Annotated in this window: 15 protein-coding genes; 11 read left to right on the forward strand and 4 right to left on the reverse strand. The window is 69.2% G+C overall.

Annotation, left to right across the window (positions count from 1 at the left end; all coding sequences use genetic code 11):
- Window positions 1-78: 78 nt before the first annotated feature.
- The 4 genes from CFN17_RS05660 to CFN17_RS05675 all read left to right on the forward strand — a co-directional run bounded on the left by CFN17_RS05660 (window position 79) and on the right by CFN17_RS05675 (window position 5,132).
- On the forward strand, window positions 79-1,467 hold the full coding sequence (locus tag CFN17_RS05660; RefSeq protein ID WP_208750366.1) for an aminotransferase class III-fold pyridoxal phosphate-dependent enzyme: 1,389 nt from the start codon (window positions 79-81) through the stop codon (window positions 1,465-1,467).
- A 31-nt stretch (window positions 1,468-1,498) separates the two neighbouring features.
- Window positions 1,499-2,677 carry an acyl-CoA dehydrogenase family protein gene (locus tag CFN17_RS05665; RefSeq protein ID WP_208750367.1) on the forward strand — a complete coding sequence of 393 codons (1,179 nt, stop codon included), beginning with the start codon at window positions 1,499-1,501 and terminating at the stop codon, window positions 2,675-2,677.
- Between the two features lie 73 nt (window positions 2,678-2,750).
- Entirely contained in the window at window positions 2,751-4,235 is a 1,485-nt protein-coding gene (locus CFN17_RS05670; protein ID WP_208750368.1) for an aldehyde dehydrogenase family protein, read from the forward strand.
- Window positions 4,236-4,265: 30 nt separating this feature from the next.
- Window positions 4,266-5,132: a 3-hydroxyacyl-CoA dehydrogenase family protein gene (locus tag CFN17_RS05675; RefSeq protein ID WP_208750369.1), complete on the forward strand. Its 867-nt coding sequence runs from the start codon at window positions 4,266-4,268 to the stop codon at window positions 5,130-5,132.
- A 24-nt stretch (window positions 5,133-5,156) separates the two neighbouring features.
- Here CFN17_RS05675 and CFN17_RS05680 read toward each other — a convergent pair whose 3' ends face one another.
- From CFN17_RS05680 to CFN17_RS05690, 3 genes are read right to left on the reverse strand one after another with little or no spacing between them, the layout of a single operon-like run.
- The gene (locus CFN17_RS05680; RefSeq protein WP_208750370.1) at window positions 5,157-8,663 is read right to left on the reverse strand and encodes an ATP-binding protein; all 3,507 of its coding nucleotides are present in this window, start codon (window positions 8,661-8,663) and stop codon (window positions 5,157-5,159) included.
- Window positions 8,660-9,439 carry a DUF4194 domain-containing protein gene (locus CFN17_RS05685; protein ID WP_208750371.1) on the reverse strand — a complete coding sequence of 260 codons (780 nt, stop codon included), beginning with the start codon at window positions 9,437-9,439 and terminating at the stop codon, window positions 8,660-8,662. The genes CFN17_RS05680 and CFN17_RS05685 overlap by 4 nt, the downstream gene beginning before the upstream one ends.
- Window positions 9,440-9,441: 2 nt before the next feature.
- On the reverse strand, window positions 9,442-10,890 hold the full coding sequence (locus tag CFN17_RS05690; RefSeq protein WP_208750372.1) for a DUF3375 family protein: 1,449 nt from the start codon (window positions 10,888-10,890) through the stop codon (window positions 9,442-9,444).
- 268 nt (window positions 10,891-11,158) lie between these two features.
- On the opposite strand from CFN17_RS05690, the gene CFN17_RS05695 reads away from it, so the two are divergent.
- From CFN17_RS05695 to CFN17_RS05705, 3 genes are all read left to right on the forward strand, one after another.
- On the forward strand, window positions 11,159-11,458 hold the full coding sequence (locus CFN17_RS05695) for a hypothetical protein (protein WP_208750373.1): 300 nt from the start codon (window positions 11,159-11,161) through the stop codon (window positions 11,456-11,458).
- A 125-nt stretch (window positions 11,459-11,583) separates the two neighbouring features.
- Entirely contained in the window at window positions 11,584-13,536 is a 1,953-nt protein-coding gene (locus CFN17_RS05700) for an acyl-CoA dehydrogenase family protein (RefSeq protein WP_208751358.1), read from the forward strand.
- Window positions 13,537-13,671: 135 nt separating this feature from the next.
- Window positions 13,672-14,559 carry a hypothetical protein gene (locus CFN17_RS05705; RefSeq protein ID WP_208750374.1) on the forward strand — a complete coding sequence of 296 codons (888 nt, stop codon included), beginning with the start codon at window positions 13,672-13,674 and terminating at the stop codon, window positions 14,557-14,559.
- A 35-nt stretch (window positions 14,560-14,594) separates the two neighbouring features.
- On the opposite strand, the gene CFN17_RS05710 is transcribed toward CFN17_RS05705, so the two are convergent.
- Window positions 14,595-15,002: a YchJ family protein gene (locus CFN17_RS05710; RefSeq protein WP_208750375.1), complete on the reverse strand. Its 408-nt coding sequence runs from the start codon at window positions 15,000-15,002 to the stop codon at window positions 14,595-14,597.
- Between the two features lie 229 nt (window positions 15,003-15,231).
- Here CFN17_RS05710 and CFN17_RS05715 point away from each other — a divergent pair, with 229 nt between their 5' ends.
- The 4 genes from CFN17_RS05715 (at window position 15,232) to CFN17_RS05730 (ending at window position 18,950) form a co-directional block, all read left to right on the forward strand.
- Window positions 15,232-15,813 carry a hypothetical protein gene (locus tag CFN17_RS05715; protein WP_208750376.1) on the forward strand — a complete coding sequence of 194 codons (582 nt, stop codon included), beginning with the start codon at window positions 15,232-15,234 and terminating at the stop codon, window positions 15,811-15,813.
- 40 nt (window positions 15,814-15,853) lie between these two features.
- Window positions 15,854-16,858: an aldo/keto reductase family protein gene (locus CFN17_RS05720; RefSeq protein WP_208750377.1), complete on the forward strand. Its 1,005-nt coding sequence runs from the start codon at window positions 15,854-15,856 to the stop codon at window positions 16,856-16,858.
- A gap of 4 nt (window positions 16,859-16,862) precedes the next feature.
- Complete coding sequence (locus CFN17_RS05725; protein WP_208750378.1) at window positions 16,863-17,717, forward strand: SDR family oxidoreductase; 855 nt, start codon at window positions 16,863-16,865, stop codon at window positions 17,715-17,717.
- Between the two features lie 111 nt (window positions 17,718-17,828).
- Window positions 17,829-18,950: a sulfite oxidase gene (locus CFN17_RS05730; RefSeq protein ID WP_208750379.1), complete on the forward strand. Its 1,122-nt coding sequence runs from the start codon at window positions 17,829-17,831 to the stop codon at window positions 18,948-18,950.
- Window positions 18,951-18,962: the final 12 nt, after the last annotated feature.

The raw sequence follows: 18,962 nt of genomic DNA on the forward strand, positions 1-18,962 counted from the left end.
GACAGTCTAACCAATTAGCGCTCTGTTGTGGACGGATCATCCAATGTCAGCCGGGACCGCGGACATTACCTTGTCTACATGACCAGTTCCGCCCAGAGCCTCCCCCAGACCCGCCACCTCGCCACCGCCATTCCCGGCCCCGTCTCCGCAGCGCTGCACCGCGAGCGGGAAGCGCAGGTCAGCTCGGGTTTCGGTGTGGCCCTGCCCGTCTTCATCAACCGCGCGTCCGGCGGCATCCTGGAGGACGTTGACGGCAACCGCATCATCGACTTCGCGTCCGGCATCGCCGTGACCAGCGTGGGCGCCGCCAACGCCCGGGTCCAGGCGCATGTGGCCGCCCAGATGGACCGCTTCACGCATACCTGCTTCATGGTGACCGAATACGATTCCTTCACGCAGGTGGCCGGGTGGCTGAATGCGCACACTCCCGGAGACTTCCCGAAGCGCACCGCGCTCTTCTCCACCGGAGCGGAGGCCGTGGAAAATGCCGTCAAGATTGCCCGCGCCGCCACGGGCAGGGAACGGGTGCTGGTGTTCGACGACGCCTACCACGGCCGCTCCCTGCTCACGATGGCCATGACCGCCAAGGTGAACCCGTACAAGAAGAACTTCGGCCCGTTCCCGGGCGAGGTCTTCCGCGCCCCCACGGCCACCCGGCTGTGGGCCGGCGGCCGCGAGGAATCCACCGCTGCCACCGCGCTGGCCGGCGTCGAGGCGCTGCTGCTCGAGAACGACCCCAGGTCCTTCGCCGCGATGGTGATCGAGCCCATCCAGGGTGAAGGCGGTTTCCTGGTCCCCGCCCCGGGTTTCCTGGCCGGGCTGCGGGAACTGGCCACCAGACACGGCATCGTTCTGGTGATGGACGAGATCCAGACCGGCATGGGACGCACCGGCACGCTCTTTGCCAGCGAGCACGAGGGTGTCGCCGGCGACCTCACCCTGACCGCGAAGGCCCTGGCGGGCGGCCTGCCGCTGAGCGCCGTCACGGGCCGGGCCGAGCTCATGAACGCCCCGCACGCCGGCGGCCTGGGCGGCACCTACGCCGGCAACCCGGTGGCCTGCGCCGCCGCCCTGGGGGTCTTCGACGCCTTCGAAGACGGCACCCTGCTGGCGAACGCCCTGGCCATCGAGGCTACCGCCCGCGAAGTGCTGCAGCCCCTCGTGGACAGCACGGCCATTGTCGCGGAGTTCCGCGGCCGCGGTGCCATGCTCGCCGTCGAATTCGCGGACAAAGACACGCTGGAACCGCGCGCCGATCTTGCGGCCCGGGTCGCGGCCGCCTGCCACCGGCAGGGTGTCCTGGTCCTGGTCTGCGGCACCCACGGCAACGTGATCCGGCTGCTGCCTCCCCTGGTTATCGGGCCGGAACTGATCCGCGACGGCCTGGACGTGCTCCGCACTGCCATTCTGAACGCCAATGATGCCCAGGCAAACACCGCCGGTGCCACTGCGCTGTCCGCCGTCTAAGACCCACCCCCTCAAACTCCTGGAGAACACCATGAATGAATCCTCTGACCTGCTGAACCCCTCTGACCTGCTGAACATCGACTCGCTCTTCAGCGCGGAAGAGCTGGCCATGCGGGACAAGGTGCGGTCCTTCGTGGACAGCACCATCCGGCCCAACATCGCCGCCTGGTACGAGCAGGCCGTCTTCCCGGTGGAGATCATCAAGGACATGGCCGGGCTGGGCCTGCTCGGCATGCATTTGAAGGGGTACGGCTGCCCCGGCCGGTCCGCCGTGGAATACGGCATTGCCGCCATGGAACTGGAGGCGGGCGATTCCGGCCTGCGCACCTTCGTCAGCGTGCAGGGCTCGCTCGCGATGAGCGCCATCTACAAGCACGGCTCCGAGGAGCAGAAGAACCAGTGGCTGCCCCGGATGGCCGCCGGCGAGGTCGTCGGCTGTTTCGGCCTGACCGAGCCCACGGCCGGCTCCGATCCGGGCAGCATGAAGACCTTCGCCCGCCGCGACGGTGACGGCTGGGTCATCAACGGCTCCAAGCGCTGGATCGGCCTGGCCTCGATCGCCGGGATCGCCATCATCTGGGCCATGACGGACGACGGCGTGCGCGGCTTTATCGTGCCCACCGACACCCCCGGGTTCCAGGCCACCCCGATTGAGCCCAAGCTCTCCATGCGGGCGTCCATCCAGTGCGACATCGAACTGACCGAGGTCCGCCTCCCGGCCTCCGCGATGCTGCCGAATGCCAAGGGGCTCCGCGGCCCGTTCGAGTGCCTCAACGAGGCCCGCTACGGCATCATTTGGGGCGCCATGGGGGCCGCACGGGACAGCTACGAGGCCGCCCTCAGCTACTCGCAGGAGCGGCTGCAGTTCGACAAGCCGCTGGCCGGGTACCAGCTGACCCAGGAGAAACTGGTCAACATGGCCCTGGAAATCAACAAGGGCATGTTGTTGGCATTGCAGATCGGCCGGCTCAAGGAAGCAGGCCAGCTCAAGCCGCACCAGATCTCCGTGGGCAAGCTCAACAACTGCCGCGAGGCCATCCGGATCTGCCGCGATGCCCGCGCCATGCTGGGCGGCAACGGCATCACCCTCGACTACTCGCCGCTGCGGCACGCCAACAACCTCGAATCGGTGCGCACCTATGAGGGCACCGACGAGGTCCACACGCTGATCCTCGGCAACCACATCACGGGCATCCCGGCCTTCCGCTAAGCCGCCGCCAGAACGCCCCGGCCGGGCATCCAGCCAAGACCCTGCCAAAACCCCCAGTAAAGGAACACGCGCAATGACCACTGCAGTCGAACTCCAGCATTACATCTCGGGCGCCTGGTTCCAGGGCGGGGGAGGCATCATCACCTCCGTCAATCCCGCCCGCCCGGCCGAAACCGTGGCGCACGGCCTGCAGGCCGGCCCGGCCGACGTCGACCGCGCCATGGCCAGCGCCGTAGCGGCGAAGCATGGCTGGGCCCGGACGCCGGCCCATGAACGCGGTGCGGTGCTGCTGCGCACGGCGGCGATCCTGGAGGCGAACGCGCAGGGCTGGGGGCTGGAACTGGCCCGCGAGGAGGGAAAAACGCTGGCCGAGGGCCAGGGTGAAGTGCTGCGCGCCGCCCAGATCTTCCGGTATTACGGCAACGACGGCGACCGCGAGGCCGGGACGGTCTACTCCTCCCCGCGGCGGGGCGAGAAGATTTTCGTCACCCGCAAGCCGCTCGGAGTCGTGGGGGTGGTGACGCCGTTCAACTTCCCCATCGCCATCCCGGCCTGGAAAATCGCGCCGGCCCTGACGTACGGCAACACCGTGGTGTGGAAGCCGGCCAGCACGGTGCCGTTGCTGGCCATGCGGCTGACCCAGGCGCTGGAACAGGCCGGCCTGCCCGCCGGCGTCCTGAATCTGGTGATCGGCCCCGGGTCCATCGGGACCGCCCTGGTGGAGCACCCGGCGCTGGACGGACTGTCATTCACCGGCTCCACCGGTGTGGGGCGCGCGCTGGCCGCCGCGGCGGCGGGCCGGGGCGTACCGATCCAGGCGGAAATGGGCGGGAAGAACGCGGCCATCGTCCTGGCCGACGCGGACCTCGAACTTGCCGCGGAGCAGGTCATGCTTGGCGCCTTCCGCTCCACCGGGCAGAAGTGCACGGCGACGTCGCGGCTGATCGTGGCGGACGCCGTCGCCGATGAATTCCTCGCCGGGCTGTCCGCCAGGGCCCAGTCCCTGCTGGTGGGCGATCCCGCGGATCCGTCCACCCAGATGGGCCCCGTGGTCAGCGGCGACGCCCGGGCATCCATCCAGCGCGGCATCGCCGCGGCGCTGGACCAGGGCGCCGGGCTTCTGGCGGGCGGCATGCCCTATGCCGACGCGGCGCGGGCCGACGGCCACTTCGTCGCCCCCACCATCCTGGAACTGACGGATGCAGGCCACGCGGATGTCTGGCGCGATGAGCTCTTCGGTCCCGTGCTCAGCGTCCGCCGGGCAGCCACAACGCAGGACGCCTTTGACCTGGCGAACGACAGCGACTTCGGGCTCTCCGCGGCGCTCTTCACCCAGGATGTCACTCTGGCGCTGGAGGGAATGGACGAACTCGACGTCGGAATCCTGCACGTGAACTCCGAATCGGCCGGCGCGGACCCGCACGTCCCGTTCGGCGGGGCCAAGAAGAGCGGCTACGGACCCAAGGAACAGGGGCAGAGCGCCCGGGAGTTCTACACGCACACCACCACGGTCTACTTCCGCGGCGGCCGTGCCCTTGCCGGCGCGCAGCCCGCGTAGCCTTACCGTCCCTACGGAACCGGAGTAACCATGCAACCCCGCACCCCCGTCACCCGTGTCCTTGTCATCGGCGCCGGCGCCATGGGGTCCCAGATTGCGCTGACCGCCGCCCTGGCCGGGTACCCCACCACCGTCCAGGACGTGTCCGAATGCCAGCTGGATGACGCCGCCGCCCAGCTGCGTGACCGCACGGACAAAATGGTGGCGTCGGGCAAGCTGGCTGCGGAGCAGGCCGGGCAGGCCCATGCGCTGTTGGACTTCAGCACCGACCTGGACGCGGTGGCACCCGCTGCCGACTTCGTCATCGAGGCCGCCACCGAACGGCTGGACATCAAGGAGGCCATCTTTGCCCGGCTCGGCCGGCTTGCCCCGCCGCACGCCATCCTGGCCACCAATTCCTCCACCATCGGTTCCTCCGCCGTGGCCGGGGCCAGCGGCCGGCCCGGGCAGGTGTGCAATCTGCACTTCTTCAATCCCGTCCTCGTCATGGAATGCGTGGAAGTGGTCCGGCACGCCGGAACGTCGCAGGAAACCGTGGACACCGCCCTCGCCTTCGCGCGCAGCCTGGGGAAGGCGCCGGTGCTGATCAACCGGGAGGTTCCGGGCTTCGTCGCCAACCGGCTGATGGGCGCCGTGCAGAAGGAGGCACTCGCGCTGCTGGCCGGCGGCGTGGCCAGCATGGAAGACATCGACGCCACGGCAAAAACGGCGCTGCGCCATCCGATGGGGCCCTTTGAGCTGATGGACCTCGTGGGCCTGGATGTTGTGGACTACATCGCCCAGGCCACGCATGCGGCAACGGGCGATCCGGCAGACGCCCCGGACGCGTCCGTTGCCGCCCTCGTCAGGGCGGGGAAACTGGGCCGCAAGTCCGGCGCCGGGTGGTACAGCTACTGACGACGCCGTTACGAGGAGGGGCCGTCAGCGCAGGACGATGTCCACCGGGTTCGCCTCGGACCGCCAGGCCCCCTCGGTTCCGGGGCGCGGCGAAATGACCGGGGCCGTGAGGACCCCGGAGCGGTTGGTGCGCTTGTCCCGCAGGATCTCCGTGACCGACCCCAGGTGCCGGGAGAGGTCGATCACGTTCTCCGGTGCGGCCAGCAGCAGCTGGAAGCCGAACTCGTGCAGGGCCTTGATGCCCGCGCCGGCGAACTCCTCCGAGGCGAGCACGAAGGCCTCGTCCATCATGACGGTGCCGTACGTGGTGAAGCCCTGTTCGGCGATGCCCAACTGGTAGCTCAGTGCCGCGGCCATGATGAACGCGGTGAAGCGCTGCCGCTCGCCGCCGGACATGGAGCCGGTATCCGCATGCATGAAGACCTCGGTCTTCTTGCCGGCACCCTTCCCCCGGCCGGTGGCCGCCACTTCGCGGTGCTCCTTGCACTGGATGAACAGGTGGCCGCGGACGTCCAGCACCTCGGCCCGCCAGCGCCGGTCTTCCGGGGTCTGCGAGCCGAGCCGCTTCACGAGCGTTTCCAGCGACTTGTAGCGGTTGGTGAGTTCGGCGTCGTCGTCCGCCTGCGCCGAAACGCCGGCCGCCGGCGCGGCCGCCGTTGCCTTCCCCGGCCGGGCGTGCCGGACCTTGAGCGCGTTCTGGATGGCGTCCTTGAACTGCTTGGCGGTCGCGGGCAGCGTCTGCTTGATGTCCAGTTCCAGGAAGCTGCCCTCGTGGAAGTTGACCTCGGACAGGATGCCGTTCAGCGGCAGGATGCGGCTCGTGATGGTGCGGCGCTCCTCATCCAGCAGATGCAGCAGGGTGGAGAAGGATTCGTGGGTGCGCTGGTTGAAGAACTGCCGGAACTCGGCTTCCTGCGCGGGCAGGCCGTCGCTGACAATCGCGTGGTAGCGGGCCTCGAACTCTCCCGCAGCACCGATCGAGGTGCCGTGGTCCGCCGAGATCGCCGTGCCCCACTCGCGCACGAAGCCCTCAAAGATGCGCGTGAGGCGCTCCGCGGTGGCCTGGCCGCGGGACTCGGCCGCATGCAGTTCCGCCAGGAGCCGGGCGCGGACCTGGTTGGCCAGGTTATCCAGCTCATGTGTGTGTTGAACGTCGCCGATTCCGGTGAAGTACGGTTCCAGCGCGGCAATGGTGCTCTCCGACGGCGGCGACTGCAGCAGCCGGGTGCGCGCCCGTTCGAGCAGCGCATCGGCGGCGGTCAGCCGGGAATCGAGGGCCTTGTACTCGCTCTGCAGCACGGCCGCCGCTTCGGTGCTGCCCTGGTGCTTCTGCCGGACGGCCTCGATGTTGGCCCTCAACGGCTCGAGGTCGGCCTGCGCGGCGAGGGCGTCCTTGAGGCGCTGTTCGATCCGGGCGAGTTCGTCCGCGGCGACGGCAGCCGAGACCTGGTCCCAGGGCCGGTGGTCCTCGGCCACCCGGCGCAGGGCCTCCAGCTGCCGGGTCATGCCCTGGTGTGATGCTTCCCGGCTCTGGGCCAGTTCGGCGGCTTTGGCCAGCTCCTGCTGCAGGTCCCCGACCTGCGCCGCCACGAGTTCCAGTTTGGCGGCGTTGTCGAAGCCAAGGACATAGTCCTGGCGCGAGGTGAAGCGGTCATCCTTTTCCACCGTGTGGCGGTTCCGTTTGACCACGCCGCCCAGGCTCAGGCCCTTGTCCAGGCCGGCGAGCTCGGCCGGATCCTCCACGCACGGGTAGGCGAAGTCGAGCGCAATCCGTTCGCGGAGCCAGCCGCTGGCCTGGGCCAGCGCCTGGGCGTGCGGGCCCGCGCTCGGGCCGGCGTCGGGCAGGAAACTCAGCTTGGCCAGCAGATCGCCGTCGGCCGCATCCTCGACGGCCAGCGCACCGCCGGGCAGGGGTTTGGAGACGTCCACTGCACGCAGCGCCCCGCGCACGGCATGGTCATTGAGGTAGCGGGTGACAGCGGCGAAGTGTTCGCCTGGCACCAGCAGGGTGGTGGCGAGGCTCCGGAGGGCGCGCTCGGCGGCCGGCCGCCACTGCTCCTGGCCTTCCGCGAGGTCGATCAGTTCGCCGCCAAAGGGCATCGTCTCTTCCGGCACGCCGGTGGCCGCCGCGATGGCGCCGCGGTTTTCAATGCTCGACGGCGGCAGCAGCGACTTGCGCGTCTTCAGTGACACCAGTTCCTGCTGGGCCGCGGCGAGCTCGCGCTTTTTGGTCGCGTGGCCATCAAAGGCCTCGAACCTGAGCTCCTGAAGGGCCGCGGAATCGTCCTGCAGTTCGGTAGAGCGCGCGGCGGCGTGGTCGTGGGCCTGGTCCCAGCCGGCGGCCGACCATTCCAGGTCCAGGCCGGCGTCGGAGAGCGCCTTGCGGGTCGCTTCCTCGACTTCGCGGCGGAGCGTGAGCCCTACCCGGGCGTTCTCCAGCGACTGCTCGATCGCCGAGATCGCGTTGCCGCCCTGGTTGTTGTACTCGCCTTCGAGCTGCCGAAGGTCCTTGGCGAGGCCGTCCCGGACCGCCCGTTCGGCGGCGAGGTCGCCGGCTTTGGCCTGGGCGAGCTCCTTGAGCCGGGCCAGGTCCTTTTCGTGGACGGTGACGGCGAGCTGCTGCTTGTAGGCCTCGAATTCCTCGCCGGAAAGTTCCCGGAGCCGGTTCGCGTCGAGCAGCGCCTGCGCGTACTCCTTGTTCAGCCCGGGAACGGGGGCGAGCTGGTCGCGCTGCTGCCGGACGTCCTCGAGGCGCTGCCGGATGGACATGAGGTTGCTGAATTCCTCGACCACATCATCCGCGGCGGCCAGTGTGGCGGGGGCATCCAGGACCTGGTCGCGGAAGAAGGTGTTGACGCTTCCGCCGAGCCCCTTGCCGGCCTGGATGACGCGCAGCAGCGGCAGGGCCTGGTCCGAGTTGATCCCCAGGAGGCGGCGGAAGCGCTCGGCGAATGCCTTGTGGACGTCGAAGATCTGGGCGTCCGGGAAAATCGCGTCCAGCGCGGACTTCGTGAACCGCTTGTCCGCGATGCCCTCCACGGCGGCGAGATCCAGCGGCTTGTTGTCGATCAGGTAGTACCGGCCGACGCTGGATTCCGTGCCGTTCTTGGGCAGGTCGAACAGCGCCGAGACCGTGACTCTGGTGCCGGCCGCGTTGTCGAAGGTCAGGGCGACGGCGGACCAGGTCGCGCCGGGACGCTGGAACGCACTGGCCGAGCCGTCCCCGACCGCTTTGTCGCCCACCTTGCCGCGCATGTACGTGAACGTGGTGCGCTTGTCCTCGACAACGCCACCGGCACGCTGGGCCGCGGCTTCGTTGGAGCGGGGCCGGGCGTCGAAGACCCGGAGCATGGCGTCGAAAAGCGTGGACTTGCCGACGCCGGAGTTGCCGGTCAGCAGGGTCCCGTTGCGGTCCACGTGCATGGTGTGGGCGCCGTGGAAGGTGCCCCAGTTGACCACCTGGACGAGCGCGAGGCGCATCTGGCCGGGGTTGGTGAGCTCGCCCAGCGGGAGCATGGAGGCGATGCTCACTTGGTTTCTCCGTTCGTCATGGCGTCGGTTTCGGCGGCCGCGTCGTCGTCGGCCGGGGCTGCCGCGTCGGCGTCGAAGTCCAGCAAGGGTTCGGTGCCGGACTGGTCCGCGGAGGCTGCGACAAGGGCCTCGATCTGGGCCGGGATGTCGCCGATGTTCTCGAACGGAAGGGCCAGGGGGAGGGCGTTGGAGATGGTGTAGACCTCGTCCAGGCCCGTGGTGAGGAGCAGCTGGCGGGCCAGGAGCTTGGTGATGGCGCGGTTGACGACGTCGGAATCGCGCAGGGCGTCCTGCTGGCCGGCGGGCTGGTAGTGGGCCACGAGTTCGGCGATTTCCTCGCGTGTGATCGTGGGGTCCGTCTGGGCCGTGATGTGGCGGTCCAGGAGGAGGCGCAGGCGGAGCAGGATGATGGTCTCGACCCTGCTCAGGGCGCGCTGCTGGCGCAGGATGCTGGACCGGGAGCTGCCGCCGATCGCCTCGGGATCCACCGGGCGCAGCACCGCCACCTTGCGTTCGTGGTCCAGCTGCAGGGTCAGGAACAGTTCGGACAGCCGGCTGCGCAGGATCAGCTGGTTGTCCAGCAGTGTGGTCCAGAGCTTTTCGTCCCGGCCGCCATCGATGTAGGGCCCCTTGAGGAGCTTCACCAGGGCCTGCCGGACCTTCATGGGAAGCACCCCCGTGTCGCCCGGGAAGAGGGCGGCGCCGTCGACGAACGTGTCCCGCGGGGTGACGGTGAAGGGATGCGCGGCACCCGTGGTGCTTGGAACTTCGGTCATGGTCAGTCCTTCGTGAGCGTGACGACAGGCAGGTACGCGGTGCGGGTGGTGCCGTCGATCTGTTCGAAGTCGAGCGGCCCCCAGGCTGCGCGGTCAAAGCCGGCGCCGTCGTGGAGGGTCTGCGAGAGCAGCGCGCGGATGGAGTTGATGTGGCGTTCCCCGGCCGGCAGCTGGGCCCAGGCCTCGGTCAGGGTGGCGGCGCCGGCGAGCGCTGCGCGGATGGCCTGCGGATTGGCTTTGGCGGTCCGGGGTGAGCGGGCGCGGTCCGAGTCGGAGAACGCGATGGGGTCGGCCAGCTTGGGCGGCGCGGCGAACTCGTCGGGGTCGAAGAGCTTGACCATGGCCAGGGATTCGAAGCCGGCGCTGAACAGGACCGGGCCGGGGACCAGGCCGGGCCGTTCGCGCTCGTACGGCAGGGACCGGATCGCCTGTTCGGCCTCCCGCAGAACCTTGCGGAGCCGGACCGACTGGCGGAAGTCGTCGCTCTGGACGTAGGTGTTGAGGCTTTCGCTGAGCTTGCCGTAAATCCGCTGGATCTGGCTGTGCTGGCTGCGGAGTTCAGCCACGAGGTTCTTGAGGGTTTCGCGTTCGTCGTGGCTGAGTTCGTCCGCGAACTGCCGGCTCAGCACTTCGCCGATCGCGGACCGGAACCTCAGCTGCTGCTGCGGGTCCTCCAGGAACGCGGTAAAGGACCGGAAAGTCCGGCCCTCGGGGCTTTGCCGGAGGCGCTTGTCGGCTTCCAGCACCTGGGCCATGGTCGCCCCCTTGCTGAGCGACTCCTCAATGATCTGGTTACGCAGCTCCCCCACGAGCTCTTCGATCCGGTCCCGCATCTTCTTATAGTCCGCGGGCAGGCTCGCGGCGAGGTCCAGGATGTTGCCGGCAGCCTCCACGGCCTCGTCGTCGTCGAGCAGTCCGTCGAAGTCCCCGGAACTGATGTCCTCCATCAGCTGGCGGCGCTCGTCAATCTCCTCTTCGAGGGACTCCAGCCGCGCGCTCTGGTCCGGGTTGGTCTCGTTGGCGAGTTTCTCGACGTCGCCAAGCAGCGTGCCCAGCCGGGAGCCGTTGAGCGTGGACCGTTCGCTCGAGAGGCTGTCCAGGAACGCCAGGACGCGGGCGGCGGGCTCGGTCACTTCGTAGACGATCTGCCCCGACTGGTTCCGGCGGGTCAGGAAGTTTTTGCGCGTCCACTCATCGCCGAACGACTTCCCGTTGGCCGAACCGCCCAGCGTGGGATCCTCGCGGCGGAGCTGCTCGAGGAACGCGTCGACGTCGGCGTGGAATTCTTCCAGCGGCAGCTGGGCGCGCGTGCGGGTGAAGGAGGCCTGGAGCACCGCGATCACCCACGGCGCCGAGCGCGTGAGCGCCCAGGCAGGTCCTTTGGTGAGCAGTTCAAGGTCCCGGAGCCGGGCGCTGATGGCGTCGGCGGATGACACGGCGGAGCGGGGCACGCACTCTCCTTCGGCTGCCAGTGGCTGGTTGGGGTTGGTATGGGCTGGTCTTGCACGGCAGGCCTTGCACCGGGGTGCTCCGGGAAAACTGCCAGCTACAAGGTTAACGCAGGCCTCAGGCCGCGACCGCGCCGTGACCTACGCCCGGGTAGCATTTCGATCCCGTATCAAGAGCCGGGGAACCGGCGGGGGACCCTAGTTGTCCATGGCTGCGGCCCCCTACGCTCGGGCTACTGGTTCAAACCGAAGCGACGGTGCAGGGGGAAGAATGCAGTTCGACCTAAGCGCAGTGGAAACGGGCACGATGGTGGTCATTGGCACCCTCGTGTTCGGCCTGGTGATCGGCCTTTTCATGATGGTGTCCGCGTTCGTGGCCATGGCGCTGGTCGGCCTGGGCCGGCTCACCTGGGTCCTCGCGGCCGGTGCCGTGACGGGCCTTGTCCACGGCATCAACCATGGCTGGGACCGGCTGGTCCGCCACGCGAAGGCCGTTGAACTGTCCGGCGATCCGGGGCAGGCCGCCCCTAGCACCGGCACTTACCCGCGGGTAGTATTGCGGGACAGCTGAAGGGTCCACCACCCGCGGCGGATCCAGGCTCAAGCCGGCCATCCGGTTAGAGGAGATGCCCAGTGAGCTCCGCCATTGAAGACCCCGCTCCCGCTACAGGCACGCCGGGAACCCCGGCACCGGAGATTCCCGGGGCGCCGGAGCATATCGGACCGGCTGCCACCGCCGCCGACGCCCGGGCCATCGCCGAGGCCGCCCGGGAGACCTCGTGGAACCAGCCCAGTTTCGCCAAGGGCCTCTACCTCGGCAGCTTCGATCTGAGCCTCATTCACCCGTGGCCGGAGGCCCCGGCGGACGACGTCGAACGGGGCGAGGCGTTCATGGCCCGCCTCACCAGCTTTTGCCAGACGATGTCCGGACGCACCATTGAGCGCGACGCCCGGATCCCGGACGAATACCTCAAAGGGCTCGCCGAGATCGGCGCTTTCGGCATGAAGATCCCACGCGAATACGGCGGCCTGGGCCTCACCCTCGTCTACTACGGCCGGGCGCTGGCCCTGCTCGGCTCGGTGCATCCAAGCCTCGGCGCCCTGCTGTCCGCGCACCAGTCAATCGGCGTCCCGGAACCGGTCAAGGTCTTCGGCACGCCGGCGCAAAAGAAGGAATACCTGCCGCGCTGCGCCGCCGGGGCCATCACCGCGTTCCTGCTGACGGAGCCCGACGTCGGCAGCGACCCCGCCCGGATGGGCAGCACGGCTGTCCTCTCCGAGGACGGGGAGTCATATGTCCTGGACGGCGTCAAGCTGTGGACCACCAACGGAGTGATCGCCGAGCTCGTCGTCGTGATGGCGCTCGTGCCGCCGCATACCGGGGCGGACGGCACCGAACACAAGGGCGGCATCAGCGCGTTCGTGGTGGAGATGGACTCCCCCGGCATCACCGTGGAGAACCGGAACGCCTTCATGGGGCTGCGCGGAATCGAGAACGGCGTGACGCGCTTCCACCAGGTCAGGGTCCCGGCGGCCAACCGGCTGGGCCGCGAAGGCCAGGGCCTGAAGATCGCCCTTACCACCCTTAATACGGGCCGGCTCTCCATCCCGGCACTGTGCGTTGCCTCGGGGCGGTGGAGCCTGAAGATCGCCCGGGAGTGGTCCAACGCCCGCACCCAATGGGGGCGTCCGATCGGCCGGCACGAGGCCGTGGGCAAGAAAATCGCCTTCATCGCGGCCAGCACGTTCGCCCTGGACGCGGTGTTCGAACTCTGCGCGGAAATGGCCGACGCCGGGCAGAAGGACGTCCGGATCGAGGCGGCCCTGGCCAAGCTGTGGTCCACGGAGGTCAGCTGCCTGATCGCCGACGAACTCGTGCAGATCCGCGGCGGCCGCGGCTTCGAGACGGCCGACTCGCTCGAAGCCCGCGGCGAGCGGGCCGTCGCCGCCGAGCAGCAGCTCCGCGACTTGCGGATCAACCGGATCTTCGAGGGGTCCTCGGAAATCATGAAACTGCTGATCGCGCGCGAAGCCGTGGACGCGCACCTGGCCGCCGCGGGTGACCTCGCGTCGGCGGAAGCGGGCCTGGCGGACAAAGCGAAGGCCGCCGTCGGCGCCTCCGGCTTCTATGCGAAATGGCTGCCCAGGCTCGTGGCCGGCGCAGGCATGGACCCGCGCGCCTACAGCGACTTCGGCCGGCTCGCCAAACAGTTGCGCTACGTGGAGCGCTCCTCCCGGCGGCTGGCCCGTCAGACCTTTTACGGCATGGGCCGCTGGCAGGCAAAGCTCGAGCACAAGCAGGCGTTCCTGGGCCGGATCGTTGACATCGGTGCCGAACTCTTCGCGATGGCGGCGTGCTGTTCCCGGGCCGAGATGCTGCTGCGCACCCAGCCCGAACGCGGCGCCTCCGCCTACGAACTCGCCGAGGCCTATTGCGAGCAGGCCCGGGTCCGCGTGGACGAGTACTTCGACCGGCTGTGGCGGAACACCGACGACGCCGACCACGCCCTGGCGCGCAAGACCCTGGACGGCGACTACACGTGGCTTGAGGCCGGGGTCCTGGACCAGTCGGAAGGGACCGGCCCCTGGATCGCGGACGCGTCGCCGCGGGCCTCCGTCAGGGAGGATCTGCACAGAAAATACCGCTGAAGGGCCCCGATCCGCCGCCGTCGGGGCGCCGCGACGAATAGTAAGCCTCCTTGCTAACTGGAATCCGGCGTGCTTAAGTTGACCCGAGACCGGCCCTCCCGGGCCCGGGCCACCCGGCGAAAGTGAGCAATCCTCATGACCAGCACTGCAGGCCCCGACAACACGACGCCCCGCCGCGACGCGCCGCAGGACGGCTCCGCCGCGCGTGAAGCCCGCATTCACGACGCGCGCCAGGACACCACTGAGCCGGTGTCCACGGCCCGCGACACCGCAGCACCCGTCTCCACCGCGCCCGTCTCCACTGCGCCCGTCTCCACGGCGCCGGTGACGGCTGTCCGCCACGACGAGTCCGCCCGCGACAAGCCCGTCCGCGACAAGCCCGTCCGCGACACGGTCGCGGACGAGATTCCCACCCGCGAAACGGTCGTGGCCCGGGAAAAGGAGCAGTTCGGCGGCATCAAGGTCGGCTCGGCATTCTTCGGCTGGCTGGCCGCCACCGGCACCGCAGTGCTGCTGACGGCCCTGGTCGCCGCCGCCGGGACCGCCGTCGGACTGGCGACCAACACCGACGTCAACGACGCCGTGAACCAGGCCGCCGGCAACCAGACGATCGGGCTGGCCGGCATCATCGTGCTGCTCGTCATCCTCCTGGTTGCCTACTACTGCGGCGGGTACGTGGCCGGGCGGATGGCACGGTTCAACGGCGCCCGGCAGGGCTTCATGGTCTGGATCTGGGCCCTGATCGCCGCGATCGTCGTCGCCGTGCTGGGCCTGGTCGCCGGGCAGCGCTTCAACATCCTGGCAAACCTGAACAGCTTCCCGCGCATCCCGGTCAACGAGGGCGAGCTGAACACCATGAGCATCGTGGCGGCAGTGGTCGTGGCCGTTGTCGCACTGGTGGGCGCGGTGCTGGGCGGCCTCGCGGGCATGCGGTTCCACCGCAAAGTGGACCGGGCCGGCTTCAGCCCGGCGGTGTTGGCCGACGAGCAGCCGGCCGCTGACCCCGCCCTCGACCGGCGCTAGTCGGACATGCTGGTCGAAAGCGCCAGTCGGAAGCCTCAGCCGGACACGACGCCGTCGACGTAGTACCAGCGCCGGCCCTCCCGCACGAAGCGGCTGGCCTCGCGCTGGAGCCCGCGGCCGCCGTCGTGCCGGTAGTGCGCCGCGAATTCCACGACTCCCTCATTGTCCAGCGGGCCGCCGCGGCTCGTGGACAGGATGTCCAGGCGGCGCCACTGCATCCCGGGATCCAGTTCCAGGTCCGCCGGGCGCGTGTCCGGGTGCCAGGTGCGCAGCAGGTAGCCGGCGTCCCCGACAACGAAGGCGCTGTACCGGGAGCGCATGAGCTGTTCCGCGGTCGGCGCGTCGGCGTCTCCGCGGTGGAAGCGGCCGCAGCAGTCGGCATATTGTTCCCCGGACAGGCACGGGCAGTTCCCCTCATAGGACGGCGCCGCAGCGTGAGTCACAAGATGTCCTTCCGGCGGCCGGACGGGCGCCGGCGGGGCTGCCTTTGACTATAGACGCCGGTCCGGCGGCGGCCGAACCGGCCGCGGCTATCGCCTTCGACACATCTGGGCCCGGGACGGCGCGCGACCGCACGGGGCGGCCCAAAAGTACGTATTGTTAAGGGGGCTCCTGCCCGCCACACGCATGCGGCAGGGACCACGCTGCAGCAGGACGGCAAGGAGAGGTGACATGGAAGATCCAACAACCATTGCACTGCACCTGACCTTTTTCGGGACCCTCGGCGTGGCGTTCCTCATGTTCCTCGGCCTCTTCCTGGTGTTTGCCGCCACCCTCGTGATTGCAGGCGTCGGCCGCCTGGCGGCCGTGGTGGTGATGGCCGTCGCCGGACTCGGCAAGGGCCGGCCGGCTGCGAAGCCCGGGCCAGCCCGCCCGGCCAAGGCGAAGGCCGCCGCGTCGGCCAAGCCCGCCAAGAAGGAACCGGCCCTGTCGCCGGAGTGGACGGCCGCCGTCGCCCGTGCCGATGCGCGCGCCGCCGCCCGGGCCAAAGCCGAAGCCGGCCCCGCCGTCCGGGTCTCCGTCCGGGAGTTGCCCAGCCCCGACGCGCCGGTCCGGGACATCACCGAAGTCTCGGCCCTCGTCGAATCCGCGACGGACAGCAACGGGACACTGGGCACGGTCCCCCGCGCCTTCCAGAAGCCGCCCATGCCGGCCGCCAAGTCCCTGCTGGACACCGGCTCCCTCGTGTCCCTGCACGGCAATCTGCAGGCCGGCAAGGCCAAACAGCAGGCCCAGGAACGCAAAGCCGGCTGAGCCCTTACCCCGGGCCGGCAAGTCGGCTACGTTGGAACCCATGGAATTCAGATACCTCGGGAACAGCGGCTTCAAGATTTCAGAAATCACGTTCGGGAACTGGCTGACCCATGGCTCCCAGGTGGAGAACGACGTCGCCACCCAGTGCGTCCGGGCCGCGCTCGACGCCGGCATCAGCACCTTCGACACCGCCGACGTCTACGCCAACACCGCCGCGGAGAAGGTCCTCGGCGAGGCTCTGAAAGACGAGCGCCGCGAGTCGCTGGAAATCTTCACCAAGGTCTTCGGCCCCACGGGGCCTAAAGGCCACAACGACCTCGGCCTGTCCCGCAAGCACATCATGGAATCCATCAACGGCTCCCTGCGGCGGCTGCAGACCGACTATGTGGACCTCTACCAGGCCCACCGGTACGACTACGAGACGCCGCTCGAAGAAACCATGCAGGCCTTCGCCGACATCGTGCGGCAGGGCAAGGCCCTGTACATCGGGGTCAGCGAATGGACGTCGAACCAGATCCGCGACGGCCATGCCCTCGCCAAGGAGCTGGGCTTCCAGCTGATCTCCAACCAGCCGCAGTACTCCATGCTGTGGCGGGTGATCGAGGCGGAGGTGATTCCGACGTCGGAAGAGCTGGGCCTGTCCCAGATCGTGTGGTCCCCCGTCGCGCAGGGCGTGCTGAGCGGAAAATACCACCCGGGCAAGCCGGCCCCCGAAGGCAGCCGCGCAACAGACGCGAAGGGCGGCTCAAGGATGATCGAGCGCTGGATGTCCGACGAAGTCCTCACCGGCGTCCAGCAGCTCAAGCCGGTCGCGGACGAGGCCGGGCTGACCATGGCCCAGCTGAGCATCGCCTGGGTCCTGCAGAACAAGAACGTGGCCTCGGCCATCATGGGCGCTTCCCGGCCCGAGCAGATCGAGAAGAACGTGGCGGCTGCCGGCGTGAAGCTGGACGCGGCTGTCATGGACAAGATCGACGACGTCATCGGTGCGCTGGCCGAACGCGACCCCGCACAGACCAAGTCTCCCGCCTCCCGCGAGGCCTAAGCCCGTGACCACCGCCCCTGAGCTTGCCGTCACGGGTTCCACCGGCCAACTCGGCGGGCTGGTCGCCAGGCTGCTGGCGGGGGCCGGCAGCCGGCAGCGGCTCCTGGTGCGGGACGCCGCCCGGGCGCCGGACCTCGAAGGTGCCGTCCCCGTCGTGACCGCCTACGCCGACCCGGAGCGCACGGCCGAGGCGCTGGCCGGGGCGAAGACGCTGTTCATGGTTTCCGCCGCCGAGGCCGAGGACCGGCTGCAGCAGCACTACGCCTTCATCGACGCCGCCGCCGCGGCGGGCGTCCAGCACATCGTGTACACCTCGTTCTTCGGCGCGGCCCCCGACTGCACCTTCACCCTGGGCCGGGACCACTTCGCCACCGAGGAACGGATCAGGGCCTCCGGCATGGACTACACGTTCCTGCGGGACAACTTCTACCTGGACTTCCTGCCGCTCCTGGCCGGAGACGACGGCGTGATCAGGGGTCCCGCCGGCGACGGCGTGATGGCGGCAGTGGCGCGGTCTGACGTGGCGCGCTCCGCCGTCGCCGTGCTGCGGGACCCGGTCCTCCATGTGGGACGCACCTACAACCTCACCGGCCCGGAGGACATCTCGCTGGCCCGCGGCGCGGAACTCCTGACCGCCGGAACCGCCCGGACCATCAGCTTCCACAACGAGACCCTGGAGGAGGCCTACGCCTCGCGCGCCTCCTACGGAGCCCCGCCGTGGCAGGTGGATGCCTGGGTGAGCACCTACACGGCCATCGCGGCCGGCGAACTCGCCGGCCCCACGCCGGCCGTGCACGAGCTCACGGGCCGCGAGCCGCTAAGCCTGGAGCAGTTCCTGGCGGAGTCGCACACGCTGTAGGCAGACCGGTCCTTGACGGCCCCCCGCACCGCGGCGTAGACCTGAATCCAGGTGACACCGGCCGCAACCGGGCCGGTCCTTCAGCAGAATCGCAGCACCATGCCCAAGCAAATGTCCAGACACTCCGCTGTCCTGAAGAATACCCGCCGGCAGACCGGGAAACCCGGGGCGCACTCCGGCGAACCGAGCCACGGCCCGCTGACCGCGGAGGAACTCCAGCTCGCCGTGCGCAACCATTCCATGCCGCTGGAGGCCTTGCGGCATGACACCACACCGCCCGGGCTGCACTACGTGCTCACCCATTTCGACATCCCGTTCATCGACCCCGGGCACTGGCATCTGCAGATCGGCGGCGCCGTGCAGCGGTCCCTGGAACTGAGTCTCCGGGCACTGCTCCGGGCACCGAGCATCTCGCTGCCCGTGACCCTGGAGTGCGCCGGGAACGGCCGGTCCCTGCTGAAGCCGCGGCCGCTGAGCCAGCCCTGGGTCCTTGAGGGGGTGGGGACCGCCGTGTGGACCGGCGTCCCGCTCGCCTACCTGCTGACCCAGGCCGGTGTGGAGGAAGACGCCGTGGAGGTGCTCTTCAGCGGAGCGGACGCCGGAGTCCAGAGCGGGGTCCCCCAGCACTACGCCCGGAGCCTGCCGATCGAGGAGGCCCTGCGTCCCGACGTCGTCCTGGCCTACCGGATGAACGGCGCTGACCTGCCGCCCCAGCACGGCTATCCGCTGCGGCTGGTGGTCCCGGGCTGGTACGGGATGGCGAGCGTGAAGTGGCTGTCCTCGATCAAGGTCCTGACCAAGCCTTACGACGGGTTCCAGCAGGCCTTGGCGTACCGCTACCAGGATGATGCGGACGACGCCGGCACGCCGGTCACGTGGATCAAGGTCCGTTCCCTGATGGTTCCCCCGGGCGTCCCGGACTTCTTCACCCGGACCCGGGTCCTGCCGCCGGGGCCGGTGATGCTGACGGGCCGGGCGTGGTCCGGGCAGGGCGCCGTGCAACGCGTCGAGGTCGGGATCGACGGCAAGTGGGCCCCGGCCCATCTGGAGCACCCGGCCGCACCCTTCGCCTGGTGCGCCTGGTCCATGCCGTGGGTGGCCGATCCCGGCGAGCACGAGCTCGCCTGCCGTGCCACCGACGCCAGCGGCGCCGAACAGCCGCTGGAACCGGTATGGAATTACCAGGGCATGGGCAACAACGTGGTGCAGCGGATCAAGGTCACCGTCCAGTAGGCGCGTGCCGTA

The organism is Arthrobacter sp. PM3 (genome assembly GCF_003352915.1).
GTDB lineage: Bacteria > Actinomycetota > Actinomycetes > Actinomycetales > Micrococcaceae > Arthrobacter.